Raw genomic sequence first — 15,992 nt, forward strand, 5'->3', positions numbered from 1 at the left:
ACCATGCTAGACATCATCTTATTCCAACCTGAGATTCCACCGAATACAGGTAATATCATTCGTTTATGTGCTAACACAGGTTATCGTCTGCATCTGATTGAGCCTTTAGGCTTTGAGTGGGATGATAAGCGAATCAAACGCGCAGGCCTTGATTATCATGAGTTCTCGCAAGTGCAGCGTCACCAAGACTTGCAAAGTTACATTGATAGCCAGCAACCAAAACGTATTTTTGCCTGCACAACTAAAGGTAAAAAATACCATCATGAAGTGCAGTACCAAGCAGGCGATGCGCTGTTGTTTGGCCCTGAAACACGCGGATTACCTAATGATGTAATTATGTCACTGCCCGAAGAGCAGCGTGTTCGCATCCCTATGCAAGCCAATAGCCGCAGTATGAACTTATCGAATGCGGTTGCAGTGTTTGTATTTGAGTCATGGCGCCAACTGGATTTTAACGGTGCGGTTTAACCTGCCCTCACCCAAGAGAAATATTGATATGAATCTTTCAAACGAGCTTATTACCCAACTAGTTACGCAGGCATTGGCAGAGGATTTAGACGGCCAGAGCCCACAAGAGGGTGACATTACCGCGCAACTTATCCCACAAGACCAACAAGCACATGCCAATGTTATTACCCGAGAAGCAGCGACTTTTTGTGGTAAAGCGCTAGTGATTGAAGTGTTTAAGCAAGTTGACCCAAGCGTAACCCTTAGCTTTGAAGTTGAAGATGGCGAGCGTGTTGAGCCTGATCAACTCCTGTTTAGCGCCAAAGGTAATGCACGAGCAATTTTAACCGCTGAGCGCACCGCCCTTAACTTTGTGCAAACACTCAGTGCTACCGCCTCTGCGGCGCATACCTATGCTCAGGTACTCGCGGGCTCAAATACCAAAATATTAGATACCCGCAAGACCATTCCTGGGCTGCGTGCCTTGCAAAAGTATGCGGTAAAGTGTGGTGGCGGTCATAACCATCGTATTGGTTTGTTCGACGCATTCTTAATTAAAGAGAACCATATCGCCGCATGTGGTGGTATTACCGCAGCAGTCACTCAAGCCCGTGCCAACCACCCCAACAAACCCGTTGAAGTTGAAGTTGAAAACCTTACTGAGCTCGATGAGGCATTAGCTGCTGGCAGCGATATCATCATGCTGGATAATTTTTCTCTTGCAGATGTTGCAACCGCTGTTGAGAAAAATGCAGGAAAAGCAAAATTGGAAGTTTCAGGGAACATAACGCTAGACACATTGAAACAATATGCTAACGTTGGCGTTGATTTTGTTTCTAGTGGTGCACTCACAAAGCACATAGAAGCAATTGATTTATCAATGCGTTTTATAAAAATGGTGTAATTGCTCAAAAATGTTGCAATTGCAGGTACGATTGTTACATTTTGTTATAAAAGGGCTATTCAAAGCAAAACAGCCGTGATAGCATCTAGTTTCAAAGAATTAGATTTATAAAAAAAAGTAATACTTTCTTATAGATCAAACTAGTTGTAACAATGGAAGATTATAGTGGTCGTTAAAATCGAGTTAAAGTTAGTAGCATTTTGAAAATTGGCTATACTTTAGCTTAACTTAACGTTATTAGGTCTTCTTGTGCGAGTTGTTTTATGCCCAATAAACACAAAACGGCCCGTACTTAAGAGTGATTGATACTGTAGTTTAGTATTAGATCTCAGGTTACCTTAACTTTGCCCAACAATCCTTTAGGAGAGGAAAATGGAAAAAATGACCCACAACAAACAACAAGGTTTTACCCTTATTGAATTAATGATCGTTGTAGCGATCATCGGTATTCTTGCAGCTATCGCGTTGCCGGCGTATCAAGACTATACAATCCGTGCAAAAGTTTCAGAAGGTGTGGTACAGGCGTCTGGAGCGAAAGCAACAGTGTCTGAAAACTATGCAAGCAATGTGGCAGACAGATGCGCAGGTGTAAGCGTTGGAACCGTTGGTGATACAACTATCTCGTGTACCTCTGGCACAGGCGTAATCCAAGCTTCTGTAGCTGAGCCTAATGTTGGTCCTATTATCATGAATTTAACACCAACTTTCTCAACAGCTGGAACTGATTGGAGTTGTTCTACGCCTACAGCTGCACAGTACAAATACGTACCTGCTGAGTGTCGTAAAGCAAGCTAATAAATACTTAACGAAGAGCCACATTGGCTCTTCGTTTTGCTTAATAATGGAACCTAATTAAGTGGGGGTAGAAACAGTATACGACACATATAGGTGGCTAGAAGTCTTGGTGATCGCGCTAGCTCTTATATTTTTTAAGCTTCCATCTAAACACAAAGTCCAGAACCTTTTTTTTGCTCTCTGCTTTTTTTCAATTTTAAGTTTAATTTTTTCTCCTCATGAATATCGACTGCATTGTGCTTTCGCTACAACCTTGACTCTAGGTCTATACTTATTAGCAATGCTGTCTTCCGATAGTCATAAATGGTTAAGTAACATCGTCGTATATCCAACACTTCTCTATAGCCAATTAGTCGTATCAGTAGTAGTAATTGTAGGGTTAACGGCTCTTACACTGGAGGGGAAATTTATCATCGACCCCTATAGTTATTTTGACAATGTTAGATATCTCAACCATATGCAGGTTCTTTGCTTTCCTTTACTACTTAGCTATTTAATTACGACACCGCAGAAAATAGTGAAATTAGTTTGGCTCTTAATATTCCTGAATTTTGCTGTAGTAGCATATAGTGGAGCAAGAGGGGCGATGCTTGCATTTTTTGTTAGCCTCCTTATATTTTATGTTCACGACAAAAAAGTAAGCATGAGGTGCTTGGTTTTACTTATCTCAACCGTTTTATTTAGTATTGTTGCGACCGATGAATCGCTGAGGACAATAGCCCGTACAACTTCCTCAGGGAGACTAACGCTCTGGCTAAGTACGCTGCAACACTTTGAACTTAAACATCTATTTATAGGTACTTCACCTGGGTTGTTCGATTCACGTATTGCTAACACAGCCTTAAATCACCCCCATAATGCAGTGTTACAACTTACATATGGCTATGGGTTTATTTTTGCTGCAATTGCAATATTTACCTATTTATACCCTATTAAACTCTCAATTAAAGAAATTAAAAACGACATTAAATGTAACGTACTTGTAAATATTTTAGTTTCTGCGGGAGTGCTTTCTTTGGTAAGTGGCGTATTTATTAACCCGTTGGCTCAGCTTTTCCTAGCGGTAACATGGGGAGCTTTGTACTCAAAAGTATGCTCCAAAGATACTGTAAACATACTTGAAATAAGAGTAAGCTTTATCAAGTTGTTGTTTGCCCTTGTTTTAGTTATAACTTGCTGGCTCAGTTTTGATATGATGCAAAAAAATGCAACTGGTATAATTCGACCTGGTTTGTGGCTCGACCTTAATATTCACGAGTAAAGTATATGAATTTGAACTCTCCTCTCGCTCGCCGTCTTGCTAACTTAGGTGCATTTGACTTAAACGACTTAGCGAAACAAAAATCGGAAAGCAACTCTAGCTTAGCTGAAGCAATATGTAATGTAGCGAAAATTAAACCCGTGCAGTTGCAGGCACGAGCATCACAAGTTTTCCATGTATCTATGATGGATTTGTCTTCTTTTGATATCGAGTCTGTACCAACCAAATTTATAAATGAAAGCTTAATTAAGAAGCATCGCATCTTACCAGTTTCAGTAAGAGGCAAAACACTGTATATAGCGACTGCTGATCCTACCGACTTTAACGCATTTGAAGATTATGAATTCAATACTGGAATGCAAACGGAAGCAGTTGTAGTTAGTTTTGACCACCTTGATAAAGCAATTGATTTATTATTTGATAGCTCTTCAGGTTTGGGACTAACTGAAGGCGATATGGAGGAATTGGAGGGAGTTGAAGCGGATGACAGTCAAAATAAAAAGAATCTCGCGACTGACGTCAACTCTAAGGAAGACGATGCCCCTATCATTGTATATATCAACAAAATTTTGATGGATGCTATTAAGCGTGGTGCCTCGGATTTACATTTTGAGCCCTATGAAAAACGTTATCGTATTCGCTTTCGTGTCGACGGTGTTTTGCACGAAATAGCCTCCCCCCCGGTCAATCTTGAGAGCCGTATAGCAGCACGTATCAAAGTCATGTCGCATATGGACTTGGCAGAAAAGCGTAAGCCGCAAGACGGACGCATAAAGTTAAAAATTAACGCCAAGAAAAGTATCGATTTTCGTGTGAGTACACTTCCGACTCTGTGGGGCGAAAAAATCGTAATGCGTATTCTTGATAGCTCCAGCGCCATGCTGGGTATCGATGTTTTGGGTTATGAACCTGAACAAAAAAAACTATATTTGGATGCGCTTGCACAGCCACAAGGGATGATTCTTGTAACGGGCCCCACAGGTTCAGGTAAAACCGTATCACTCTATACAGGTTTGAATATACTCAACACCACAGAGCGCAATATCAGTACTGCTGAGGACCCTGTTGAAATCAACCTTGAAGGCATCAACCAAGTTCAAATTTCCGCTCGCGCTGATATGACCTTTGCTAATGCCCTACGCGCTTTCCTGCGCCAAGACCCTGATGTGGTGATGGTGGGTGAGATACGTGATTTAGAAACTGCTGAGATAGCAATTAAAGCAGCACAAACGGGACACCTAGTGCTATCAACGCTGCATACAAACTCAGCACCAGAAACTCTTACTCGCTTGATGAATATGGGTGTACCATCGTATAACATAGCCAGCTCCGTAAGTTTGATCATTGCGCAACGATTAGCGAGACGTCTGTGCCCTCACTGCAAAGAGCCTGAAATGCTTCCTCAAGAAGAGTTGCAAAAACAGGGGTTTACACCTGAACAAATTACAAGCCTAACAATTTATAAGCCAAAAGGGTGTGATGAATGTACCGAAGGGTATAAAGGCCGAGTAGGGATATATGAAGTAATGCCAATTACTCCCAAAATAGCTGAAATTATTATGCGCGGCGGAAACTCGTTAGAAATAGCCGTCACAGCTAAACAAGAGGGTGTGAACAATTTAAGAGCATCGGGACTAAAGAAAGTAGCTCAAGGGGTTACCAGCTTAGTTGAAGTTAATCGTGTTACAAATGTGTAGCAAAAGCAAACTTCACCTACACTTAGAAACATAAAAATAAATATTTGAACTAGTGTCATAAACAGGATTTGGGAAATATCATGGCAAAGCAGAAGGCAAACCAATTTGATACCTTTCAATGGATTGGTGTTAGCTCCCGGGGTAAAAAGTTAGAGGGCGAAATGAACGGGGCAAGTATAGCGCTTGTCAAAGCGCAGTTACGCAAACAAGGTATAACCCCCTCAAAGGTAAAGAAAAAACCCAAACCTCTATTCGGGGGAGGCCAAAAGCGTATCACCGCCAAGGACATTTCTGTTTTAACAAGGCAGATAGCTACAATGCTATTGGCAGGTGTTTCGCTCGTTCAAGCAATTGATATGATTGCTGATGGTTCAGAAAACCCAGCCGTAAAAAATCTGCTGCATTCTATCGGTGAAGAAGTCAAGGCTGGTCATCCATTAAGTACGGCTCTACGAAAACACCCGAAGTACTTTGACGATTTGTACTGTGACCTAGTAGCGTCAGGTGAGCAATCAGGGGCTCTCGACAGAATTTTTGACAGAATAGCTCTTTATAAAGAGAAAGCAGAAGCACTCAAATCAAAAATCAAAAAAGCCATGTTTTATCCGATAGCGGTTATTGTTGTAGCCGTCATTGTGACATCGATTTTGTTAATTTTCGTAGTCCCTCAATTCAAATCTATTTTCGATGGCTTTGGAGCTGAGCTGCCCGCATTTACCTTAATGGTTATTGGCATATCTGAGTTTATGCAAGCATATTGGTGGGTTGCGATGTTAGTAGCCGGAGTTGGTGGCTATGCTTTTGTTCAAGCGCGCAGGCGTAGCAAGGACTTTAGCGATAAAGTGGATGCTGCAATCCTAAAGCTACCGATCATAGGGATGATTTTAAATAAGGCTGCCGTAGCTCGTTACGCACGAACCCTATCGACTACTTTTGCCGCTGGCGTCCCATTGGTGGATGCGCTTGATTCTGCAGCAGGAGCCTCGGGCAACGCTGTATACAGGGATGCGATACTCGAGATAAAAGTGGAAGTAAGCTCGGGTAACCCTATGAATTGGGCAATGCGTAACTCTAATATATTCCCTGACATGGTAATACAAATGGTGGCTATCGGAGAAGAATCAGGTTCGCTGGATGATATGCTTGCGAAAGTAGCAACTATTTACGAACAAGAAGTTGATGATGCAGTCGATGGGCTATCCAGCTTACTAGAACCATTGATTATGGCAGTACTCGGAGTGTTAATCGGTGGTTTAATCATTGCCATGTACTTACCTATTTTCCAATTAGGCTCAGTTGTTTAAATGTATTCTGAAGTACTCAATCTAATGCAATCTCAACCGTGGTTTTTTATAACCACGGTTTTTTTAGTATCGCTCGCTATCGGCAGCTTTTTAAATGTGGTGATTTATCGCATTCCGAAAATAATGCAAAATCAGTGGCAAAGCGAGTGTCGATTACTACTAGCTGATGAACTAGCTGATTCATCGCAGCCGCAACAAAGTGCACCTTTCAACCTCATCACCCCAAGTTCAACATGCCCAAAATGCAATACCAAGATTAAGCCTTGGCACAACATACCTATACTTGGGTGGGTGTTTTTAGGCGGCAAATGCGCGTCGTGCAAGGCACCTATTTCAGTGCGCTATCCGGCTATTGAAGCGCTCACTGCACTGATGAGTTTAGTGGTTGCTTGGCAACTTGGTGTCAGCGAACTGACCTTACTTTATATCGCCGTCACTTGGGCATTAGTGGCACTGACATTTATCGACATTGACCACATGTTGCTCCCAGACCAAATAACACTGCCATTATTGTGGCTAGTGTTAATGGTAAGTGTGTTTGGTATTACCATTGAACCGAGCGAAGCACTTATCGGTGCCGCAGTAGGTTATTTGAGTTTATGGAGTGTCTATTGGCTATTTAAGCTGGTGACTGGTAAAGAGGGTATGGGCTATGGCGATTTTAAACTCATGGCAGTCTTTGGGGCGTTACTTGGCTGGCAAGCTTTACCCATGATAATCCTTCTCTCAAGTGTTGTTGGCGCCGTGTTGGGGATTACTCTTTTGACCATTCAAGGCCGAGACAAAGCTACCCCTATTCCATTTGGACCGTATATCGCTATTGCTGGCTGGATAGCGATGCTGTGGGGGGAGCAAATTCAATCTGCATATATGAGTGCGGTTTTTGGCTAAGCACACTCCATGGATCCTTGGATTAACGGGTGGTATCGGCTCAGGTAAGTCGACAGCCAGCGCTTACCTTGCCAAACAGGGGATTGTTGTCGTCGACGCCGACAAAGTGGCTCGCCAAGTCGTTGAGCCAAACTCTGTGGGCTTGAATGCCATTGTAGCGCGTCACGGCGCTACAATTCTAAACACTGATGGCTCTTTGGAACGCGCAAAACTGCGTGACATTATTTTTAATGATGAACACGAAAAAGCATGGCTCAATGCCCTGCTTCACCCGTTGATTAGACAGTCTATGCTCGCGCAACTCGCTCAGGCGACAGGCCCTTACGTTATACTTGAAGCGCCACTGCTGTTCGAAAACAATCTCACACAATATTGTAATCGCACCCTGCTTATAGATATCCCAGAAAGTGTGCAAATCACGCGAACTTGCTCCCGAGATAAAACCACACCAGAGCAAGCTAGAGCAATTATTCAGTCTCAGTTAAGCCGTACCGAGAAGATAACACAAACAGATGATATGATTTGCAATATCGGCACTAAAGCCGACCTTAACGCCAAGTTATCACATTATCATAACTGTTATTTACGCTTAGCTAAGTTGCATTCTGGTTAAGATGGACAACAATAACGTTATACCCTGTAATAACTTAGTTTTTTAAAGCTTATTATGCTTACATTTTTATTTGTAATATAACGATACAGTATGAACATCAACTCGCCGCTTATAAGGAAATTTATAACCTTAGGTCGTTTAGACAACGATAAGGTTAAACTCGAACAAGATAGATGCCGCAGTGCTGCAGAGTTGATAGTGCGTTGCAGTAACATGAGCCACAATGAGTTGCTCACTCAGTGTGTTGAACTGTTTCGCGTTCCACATTTTGATCTCAGTCAGTTCGATGAAACACGTATAGAAAGAAGCTTACTCAAAGAGCGCTTAATGCGCCGCCATCACGTTATTCCACTTGTCCAAAAAGGCAGTAAACTGGTGCTTGCGGTGTCAGACCCTACTGACTATGGCGCGTTGGAGAACTATGAATTCAGTACTGGGTTACAGTGCGACGTCGTGCTTGCCGACTACCAATATATCGATAAATTAATTGATCGCCTGTTTGATGCTACACACGCTCTTGAGCTATCACAAAAAGACACAGAAGAACTAGCCGATTTACACAAAGATGATGCAAAAGTCCCTGAGGACGACTCGCAATATTCTGATGATGACGCCCCCATCATCGTCTACATCAATAAAATATTGCGTGATGCAATAAACCGGCATGCCTCAGACTTACACTTCGAACCCTACGATGGTGAATACCGTATCCGCTTTAGGGTTGACGGAGTGCTTCATGAAATGGCGCATCCGCCTTGGGCCCTCGCAAGTCGACTTGCGGCGCGTATCAAGGTAATGGCCAAACTAGATATCTCAGAAAAGCGCAAGCCGCAAGATGGTCGCATCAAACTTTCTTTGTCGCAAAGGCACCAAGTTGACTTTCGTGTGAGTACCCTACCCACCTTGTGGGGCGAGAAAATCGTAATGCGTATTCTCGACTCCTCAGATGTCAAACTGGGTATCGACGCGCTGGGCTATGAAGAAGATCAAAAGAAAAAATACCTGCATGCTCTAGCTCAGCCTCATGGCATGATCTTAGTCACAGGGCCAACGGGCTCGGGTAAAACCGTTTCTTTGTACACAGGTTTAAGCATACTGAATACCGCCGAACGTAACATTTCTACTGCAGAAGACCCAGTCGAAATCAACGTTAAAGGGATTAACCAAGTACAAATTAACCCTAAAGCGGATCTGACATTTGCAAACGCGCTCAGGGCATTCCTGCGCCAAGATCCCGATGTCGTTATGGTAGGTGAGATTCGTGACTTAGAAACCGCTGAAATTGCTATTAAAGCAGCGCAAACGGGTCACCTAGTCATGTCTACCCTGCACACGAATTCAGCCCCTGAAACGTTAACTCGTCTTCTCAATATGGGTGTACCATCGTACAACGTGGCCAGCTCTGTATCCTTGATTATTGCTCAGCGCCTAGCCCGTAAACTGTGTAAGCACTGTAAAACCCCTGATGAACTACCAAAAGACGAGTTGTTGAATCAAGGTTTTACCGAAGAGCAGGTCAATAACATCAAGCTCTTCAAAGCGGTAGGCTGTGATGAGTGTACAGATGGCTTTAAAGGGCGTACCGGCTTATATGAAGTGATGGAAATCACCCCAACTCTATCGCAAGCCATTATGGATGGCGCTAACTCACTCGAATTAGCAGCATTGGCGAAAAAAGATGGTTACCAGACTATTCGTGAGTCCGGTCTACATAAAGTCGCCGAAGGTGTCACCTCACTAACTGAAGTGAATCGTGTCACACAAAGCTAGCTTTAATTTAGCGAGGGGGTTCGTTAAACTGACACCCTCGTTTTCGCCATATAGAGACAGTAACAATGCCAACAACGGTGAACTGCCCCACATGTGAAAAACCGGTGCTCTGGGGTGAGCAAAGTCCACATAGACCTTTTTGTTCCAAGCGTTGCCAACTTATTGATTTAGGAGAATGGTCTGATGAATCCAATACCATTTCCTCGCCTATCAGCACAGAACAAAAACACGGTGATGCACAAGCCTTAATAGAAGACATTGAAGCAATGCTTGCAAAAAATGATGATAGTTTCTTTAAGGAATAGCAAAAAGGCGTAAGTGGTTTACGCCTTTTTTAGTGCTTAGTTTTGCTTAATCTTAACTAAGTCGAAGTCTGCCAATTCTGGCACGATTTTTTGCAACCTAGACTCTGTGCTGTCCAATGAATTAAGGCAGTTGCAGTACTCTTGTGATTTTTGCGTGAGCTGTTGTGCTTTCTTTTGCAGCGACTTATCAATTTCAGCGGTGATAATTTGCATCCGCTCTCCCATGTCACTAATGCGCTCTTCAATATTGCCCTCACGGGATTCCAGCGCATCGCCTAGGGTAACGAGCATGGCACCGAGCGACCCTTGTATGGCTGTATGCATCTTTTTCGATACTTCTTGGGTGAAAAAGTCGTCTAACTTGGATAAAGACTGAGGCGCTATATAGAAAAAATCATCACCGCGCTTGAACTTATCACGCAACGCTCTTTCTACATACTGTAACTGCTCTCTGAGCACTTCAGGTTCTTTATCAGAAAGCCCTGTCACTACATCCTCTATCGCACTTAAACCCAGGTTCACGCCATCAGTGGCAAGTTCAACAAGCTCTGGCACCGTGCTTCGGATCATTTGCTCATATTGCCCAAGCACTTCCATCTCTTGCGCATTAAGTTCAATCCACTGACCACGCACCAGCAGCTGGTTGCCCTGATTTATTTGTACTCTAGTTTGGTTGTTATCAACGATACGTATGGTATCTGAGGTAATAATAAGCCCGTGAGTAAGCTCCACATCGCAATGGCCTTGCTCCGACACCTCAGCACTTACTGGCACGCTCAAAAGCGTACAGACCCCAAGAGAGACAATCCAACGATGCAATTTCATAATTCACCTCAATTTAACTGCGGCACAGATTATCAAAAGGCCACCCAGATGCAAATAATTACCGTTAGATGGCACGCTGTAAGTACTCATACACTACCGCTGCATGAGCACGCACTTCGTTTAACTCTTTTTGCGCCAATGCAGGGTTAGTCTGTAAGTTACTGTGGATATGTAATGGATGGAACACCAACTCTTTAATGTGAAAGCAAATCGGGGCATCAAAATCAGGCAGTGCTTGCTCTTCAAGATAGCCTGTTTGCAGTTGGCTTGTTGACGCCTCACGAAGCATGGGTGCACTTTTAGCGATGGTCGATAAATAGCTGTCACATAAGTTTCGCTCCTCAAGGACCTGCCCGACCAATACCTGCCCCAGGTTATATAACTGGTCTAATTGTTGCGCTGAAAGGGAGCTGTGTATACCGAGCTTACTCGCAGTGAGTAGTTCATCTACTTGCTGTTGATAAGCCAAAATGACGCTGCGTGCATCATGGCGAGTATTAAGTCCGTCGGCATTGCCACCGCAACCGCTGATCACTATCAAAATAATGACCATGACAACAAACTTCATACGAATACCCTATGTTGATATTGAGATAGCCTACCAATCAACGTAAATAGTGGATTGGTATTAGTCACAAAAATGCCGCTAAAAAGCGGCATTTGTTAGTAAAGTGGTAGTATACCAGTCGCTGCAAACCTTGCCTATCTCCTAAATCGGAGATACCAACATGTGCGCGAAGCGCTACAACAGGTTAGGGCATTGCGTCTAACTCAGCGCCTTCTTTTTCCACTTCAACAGGGATCAAATCTTCTTTGCTTACACCCAGTGCCACTGCAACAGAGCTTGCAACATACACTGATGAATAAGTACCGATGAATACACCGAATAGCAATGCAGTTGCAAAGCCATGAATTGTTTGACCACCCCATACGAACAGCGCAATCAACACCAAAATAGTGGTAATTGATGTAACCAATGTACGGTTCAATGTTTGTGTCAGTGAAATATCAATAATCTCTAAGGTATCGTCGATACGTACTTTACGGAAGTTCTCACGAATACGGTCAGACACTACGATAGTATCGTTGAGTGAGTAACCTATTACCGCCAGTATTGCAGCCAAAATGGTTAAGTCGAACTCGAGGCCAAGCAATGAGAATAATCCCATCGTCAGCACCACATCGTGGAAAAGTGCGAACACTGCACCCAATGCAAAGCGCCATTCAAAACGCATTGCAACGTACAGCAAGATACAGATAAGAGCCGTCAACATGGCAAGGCCACCCTGCTCTTTTAAATCTTCACCCACGCTTGGACCCACAAACTCGATGCGGCGCATCTGTGCATCTGCATCGGCCTGTTTCAGTGCGCTCATTACTTGGTTACCGATAACTTCCGCTTTAACCCCTTCACCTTGAGGAGGTAAACGCACAAGTACGTCTTTACTCGAACCAAACAATTGCACCGAGGCTTCAGCAAAACCATTTTCAGCTAGCACTTTACGTACATTACTCAGATCAGCTGGTTGCGAAAAACCAACTTCTACCGCTGTACCACCTGTGAAATCAAGACCAAAGTTTAGGCCTTTAACGAAAAACGACGCAACAGAAGCAAGGATCAGCAAAATGGAAAAACCCATCGCTAACTTGCGTGCTTTCATAAATGGCAATGTGCCTTTTACTTGTAATAATTGCATGCTTGTTTGCTCCTAGATAGACAACTTATCAATGCGTCTACCACCGACGAATAAGTTAATTACTGCGCGTGTGCCGATGATGGCTGTAAACATTGATGTCAAAATACCAATCGCAAGTGTTACTGCGAAGCCAGCAATTGGTCCTGTACCTACCGCAAACAGGATAACCGCTGCAATTAAGGTGGTGATGTTAGCATCGAAGATGGTGCTAAATGCACTGTCATAGCCAAAGTGAATAGCCTGTTGCGGACTGCGTCCGTCAGCTAGCTCTTCACGAATACGCTCAAAGATCAGCACGTTCGCGTCAACCGCCATACCTACTGTCAATACGATACCAGCAATACCTGGAAGGGTCAGTGCTGCCCCTGGGATCATCGACATGACACCTACGATCATTACAAGGTTTCCAGCCAGTGCAAGATTCGCAACTAGACCAAAGCCCTTGTAATACATCAACATAAACGCAAGTACAAAAGCAAAACCAAGTACAACAGCTGTCATACCCGCTTCGATATTCTCTTGACCAAGACTTGGCCCCACGGTGCGCTCTTCAACAATTTGAATCGGCGCTACAAGCGCACCAGCGCGCAACAGCAAGCTTAGGTTATGCGCTTCTGCTGGGCTATCAAGACCTGTAATACGGAAACTACGGTTCAAACGAGCCTGAATAGTCGCAACGTTAATCACTTCTTCCACCTTGATAGGTGGTAATGCTTTACCGTTTTCATCGACCTTGCCTGAAGGCTTATATTCGATGAATACGGTCGCCATTGGCTTACCAATAGCTCGCTTAGTAAAGGCATCCATCTTCGCGCCGCCTTTGGCATCAAGAGAGATGTTTACCTGAGGACGCTGATATTCATCCATACTCGATTGCGCACCAGTGATATGGCTACCTTCAAGGATCACGCGCTTTTTAAGCACGACTGGACGACCGGTGCGGTCCATGATCACTTCAGTACCAGGAGGTACGCGACCTTGCATTGCCAAACCAGGATCTGCATCTTGGTCCACTTCACGAAACTCAAGTGTTGCCGTCGCACCGAGGATTTCCTTTGCGCGCGCGGTATCTTGTACACCCGGAAGTTGAACGATAATGCGTTCAGCACCTTGGCGCTGCACATTTGGCTCTGCCACACCGATTTGGTTAATACGGTTACGAATAATGGTTTCGTTTTGCTTAATCGCGTAATCGCGTAACTCTTTGATACGCAACTCACTCATAGCCACAACAAAACCGCTGTCGTTGTTGCTGTCATCGCTGAACAAGTAATTAGGGTAACGACCCTGCAAAAACTTCTCAGCGGCATCTTTGTCTTCTTCGCTGCGCATTACAACTTGCACTGAGTCGCTACCTGCAACACGGCGAATTGTGCGATAACGTAGTTTCTCTTCACGCAAATCAGAGCGGAAATCTTGCTCCATTTGGTTCAGTGCATTGTCCATCGCGGTCACCATGTCTACTTCCATGGTGAAATGCACACCACCACTTAAGTCAAGACCCAGCTTCATCGGATTACCACCAATAGCCTTTAACCACTGTGGTTGAGCAGGCGCCATGTTAATCGCAGAGATGTAGTCTTCACTTAAGTTGTCGCGCAAAACATCCTGAGCTTTTAATTGTTGTTCTACATTTTTGAAGCGTACCAGGATTTGACCATCTTCGAACTTACTCGATTTGGTCTCGATATTATTTTCTGACAGGATTGTATTTACTGAATCCAATGCGCTTAGTGTTGCGTCAGCACCTTTAGCCCCTGTTACTTGAATAGCAGGGTCTCGGCCGTAGATGTTAGGGGTAGCGTACAGCACCCCTACAGCAAGCACTAAAAGCACGAGTAAATACTTCCATAAAGGATACTTATTTAACACGTAGCTTTCCTTTTTATAGTGACTTCATTGTGCCTTTAGGTAGCACGGCTGAAATAGATGCTTTTTGCACAGTAACTTCAGCTTGGTCGTTCAACGCGACCATTACGAAGTCTTTGTCTTCAGCAACTTTCGTGATTTTGCCGATTAAACCACCTTGTGTAAGCACTTCGTCACCTTTGGCAAGTGCACCCATTAGCTCACGGTGTTCTTTTACACGCTTTGCCTGTGGACGGTAGATTAGGAAGTAAAAAACAAGGCCGAAAATCGCTAACATGATTAGCATTTCGTAACCACCACCAGCTGGTGCTGCACCTGCTGTGCTCGCATGAGCGTTTGCAATAAATAAACTCATCAGGTTTTCCCCTTAACTAAGTAACTATTAATTTTAATGTCTTAATTTACACGCAAGCCCGCACAAAGGCGGGCTCACAGTTATTCTGTTTTTGCGAGTTCTGGAACTGGCATATTACGGCGAGCATAAAAGTCCGCCACAAATGCGTCAAGTTCACCCGCTGCGATAGCATCGCGAAGTCCTTCCATTAAACGTTGGTAATAACGCAAGTTATGGATGGTATTCAAACGCGCACCAAGGATCTCATTACACTTATCTAAATGATGTAAGTAAGCGCGCGAGAAGTTAGTACAGGTATGGCAGTCACACTCACTATCAAGTGCTGAGGTGTCTGTCTTGTGCACGGCATTGCGGATTTTTACAACCCCGTCAGTCACAAAAAGGTGGCCATTTCGGGCATTTCGCGTTGGCATTACACAGTCAAACATATCAATACCACGGCGAACTGCTTCAACGATGTCTTCTGGCTTACCTACGCCCATTAGATAACGAGGCTTTTGCTCAGGCATTTTGTAGGCGCAATGGTCAAGGATATTGATCATGTCTTCTTTGGGTTCACCTACAGACAAACCGCCAAGTGCATAACCATCAAAACCAATTTCTTCTAGACCCGCCTGCGACTGTGCTCGCAGCTCAGGATACATACCACCTTGAATAATACCGAACAGCGCAGATGGATTATCACCATGGCCTTCTTTTGAACGTTTCGCCCAACGCAGCGACAACTCCATTGAGTCTTTTGCTTCTTTTTCCGTTGCCGGATAAGGCGTACATTCATCGAAGATCATCACGATATCTGAACCCAAATCGCGTTGTACTTCCATCGCTTTTTCTGGGCTTAGCATAATCTTTTCACCGTTTACAGGTGAGCTAAACAACACGCCTTCTTCAGTGATCTTGCGCATTGCGCCCAGACTGAATACTTGGAAACCGCCTGAATCAGTTAGAATTGGCCTGTCCCACCCCATGAAGTCATGTAAATCACCATGCTGTTTGATGATTTCTGTACCTGGGCGAAGCATCAAATGGAAGGTATTACCCAGACAAATGTGCGCTCCAGTGCCTTTTAGCTCTTCTGGGGTCATACCTTTTACAGTACCGTATGTACCTACAGGCATAAATGCTGGTGTTTCCACAACACCGCGCTCAAAAACTAATCTACCGCGGCGCGCTTTGCCGTCAGTGGTATCTAATTCAAACTTCATGTGATCCTCAATCGGTCGGAAAAACAGTCCAACTCTTCAAAACTGGTGCGCTTG

At 44.0% G+C, this 15,992-nt stretch carries 16 protein-coding genes; 10 read left to right on the forward strand and 6 right to left on the reverse strand.

What is annotated here, in order from left to right; genetic code table 11:
* Window positions 1-3 precede the first annotated feature (3 nt).
* From trmL to yacG, 10 genes are all read left to right on the forward strand, one after another.
* Window positions 4-468, forward strand: a complete 465-nt coding sequence (gene trmL, locus AAEU32_RS05700; RefSeq protein WP_421969796.1) for a tRNA (uridine(34)/cytosine(34)/5-carboxymethylaminomethyluridine(34)-2'-O)-methyltransferase TrmL — start codon at window positions 4-6, stop codon at window positions 466-468.
* 28 nt (window positions 469-496) lie between these two features.
* Window positions 497-1,351: a carboxylating nicotinate-nucleotide diphosphorylase gene (gene nadC / locus AAEU32_RS05705; protein ID WP_421969564.1), complete on the forward strand. Its 855-nt coding sequence runs from the start codon at window positions 497-499 to the stop codon at window positions 1,349-1,351.
* 372 nt (window positions 1,352-1,723) lie between these two features.
* Window positions 1,724-2,146 (forward strand): pilin, encoded by a 423-nt coding sequence (locus AAEU32_RS05710; protein WP_421969565.1) that lies wholly within the window; start codon window positions 1,724-1,726, stop codon window positions 2,144-2,146.
* Between the two features lie 61 nt (window positions 2,147-2,207).
* A complete protein-coding gene (locus AAEU32_RS05715) occupies window positions 2,208-3,407 on the forward strand; it encodes an O-antigen ligase family protein (protein ID WP_421969566.1) in 1,200 nt (399 codons plus the stop codon).
* Between the two features lie 5 nt (window positions 3,408-3,412).
* A complete protein-coding gene (gene pilB, locus AAEU32_RS05720; RefSeq protein WP_421969567.1) occupies window positions 3,413-5,104 on the forward strand; it encodes a type IV-A pilus assembly ATPase PilB in 1,692 nt (563 codons plus the stop codon).
* Window positions 5,105-5,184: 80 nt separating this feature from the next.
* Entirely contained in the window at window positions 5,185-6,408 is a 1,224-nt protein-coding gene (locus AAEU32_RS05725) for a type II secretion system F family protein (RefSeq protein ID WP_421969568.1), read from the forward strand.
* Window positions 6,409-7,299, forward strand: a complete 891-nt coding sequence (locus AAEU32_RS05730) for a prepilin peptidase (RefSeq protein WP_421969569.1) — start codon at window positions 6,409-6,411, stop codon at window positions 7,297-7,299. It abuts the gene before it with no gap.
* Window positions 7,292-7,912 carry a dephospho-CoA kinase gene (gene coaE / locus AAEU32_RS05735; protein WP_421969570.1) on the forward strand — a complete coding sequence of 207 codons (621 nt, stop codon included), beginning with the start codon at window positions 7,292-7,294 and terminating at the stop codon, window positions 7,910-7,912. The genes AAEU32_RS05730 and coaE overlap by 8 nt, the downstream gene beginning before the upstream one ends.
* Window positions 7,913-8,002: 90 nt before the next feature.
* Complete coding sequence (pilB, locus tag AAEU32_RS05740; RefSeq protein ID WP_421969571.1) at window positions 8,003-9,682, forward strand: type IV-A pilus assembly ATPase PilB; 1,680 nt, start codon at window positions 8,003-8,005, stop codon at window positions 9,680-9,682.
* Between the two features lie 65 nt (window positions 9,683-9,747).
* Entirely contained in the window at window positions 9,748-9,987 is a 240-nt protein-coding gene (gene yacG / locus AAEU32_RS05745; RefSeq protein ID WP_421969572.1) for a DNA gyrase inhibitor YacG, read from the forward strand.
* A gap of 36 nt (window positions 9,988-10,023) precedes the next feature.
* Here the strand turns inward: yacG and AAEU32_RS05750 are convergent, their stop codons facing one another.
* From AAEU32_RS05750 to tgt, 6 genes are all read right to left on the reverse strand, one after another.
* On the reverse strand, window positions 10,024-10,812 hold the full coding sequence (locus AAEU32_RS05750) for a YggN family protein (RefSeq protein WP_421969573.1): 789 nt from the start codon (window positions 10,810-10,812) through the stop codon (window positions 10,024-10,026).
* A 64-nt stretch (window positions 10,813-10,876) separates the two neighbouring features.
* Window positions 10,877-11,380: a hypothetical protein gene (locus AAEU32_RS05755; RefSeq protein ID WP_421969574.1), complete on the reverse strand. Its 504-nt coding sequence runs from the start codon at window positions 11,378-11,380 to the stop codon at window positions 10,877-10,879.
* A 184-nt stretch (window positions 11,381-11,564) separates the two neighbouring features.
* Complete coding sequence (secF, locus tag AAEU32_RS05760) at window positions 11,565-12,509, reverse strand: protein translocase subunit SecF (protein WP_421969575.1); 945 nt, start codon at window positions 12,507-12,509, stop codon at window positions 11,565-11,567.
* 12 nt (window positions 12,510-12,521) lie between these two features.
* Window positions 12,522-14,381, reverse strand: a complete 1,860-nt coding sequence (gene secD / locus AAEU32_RS05765) for a protein translocase subunit SecD (protein ID WP_421969576.1) — start codon at window positions 14,379-14,381, stop codon at window positions 12,522-12,524.
* 13 nt (window positions 14,382-14,394) lie between these two features.
* The gene (gene yajC, locus AAEU32_RS05770) at window positions 14,395-14,733 is read right to left on the reverse strand and encodes a preprotein translocase subunit YajC (protein ID WP_421969577.1); all 339 of its coding nucleotides are present in this window, start codon (window positions 14,731-14,733) and stop codon (window positions 14,395-14,397) included.
* An 80-nt stretch (window positions 14,734-14,813) separates the two neighbouring features.
* Window positions 14,814-15,938, reverse strand: a complete 1,125-nt coding sequence (tgt, locus tag AAEU32_RS05775) for a tRNA guanosine(34) transglycosylase Tgt (RefSeq protein ID WP_421969578.1) — start codon at window positions 15,936-15,938, stop codon at window positions 14,814-14,816.
* Window positions 15,939-15,992: the final 54 nt, after the last annotated feature.

This window comes from Pseudoalteromonas maris (assembly GCF_049257235.1).
Classification (GTDB): Bacteria; Pseudomonadota; Gammaproteobacteria; order Enterobacterales; family Alteromonadaceae; genus Pseudoalteromonas.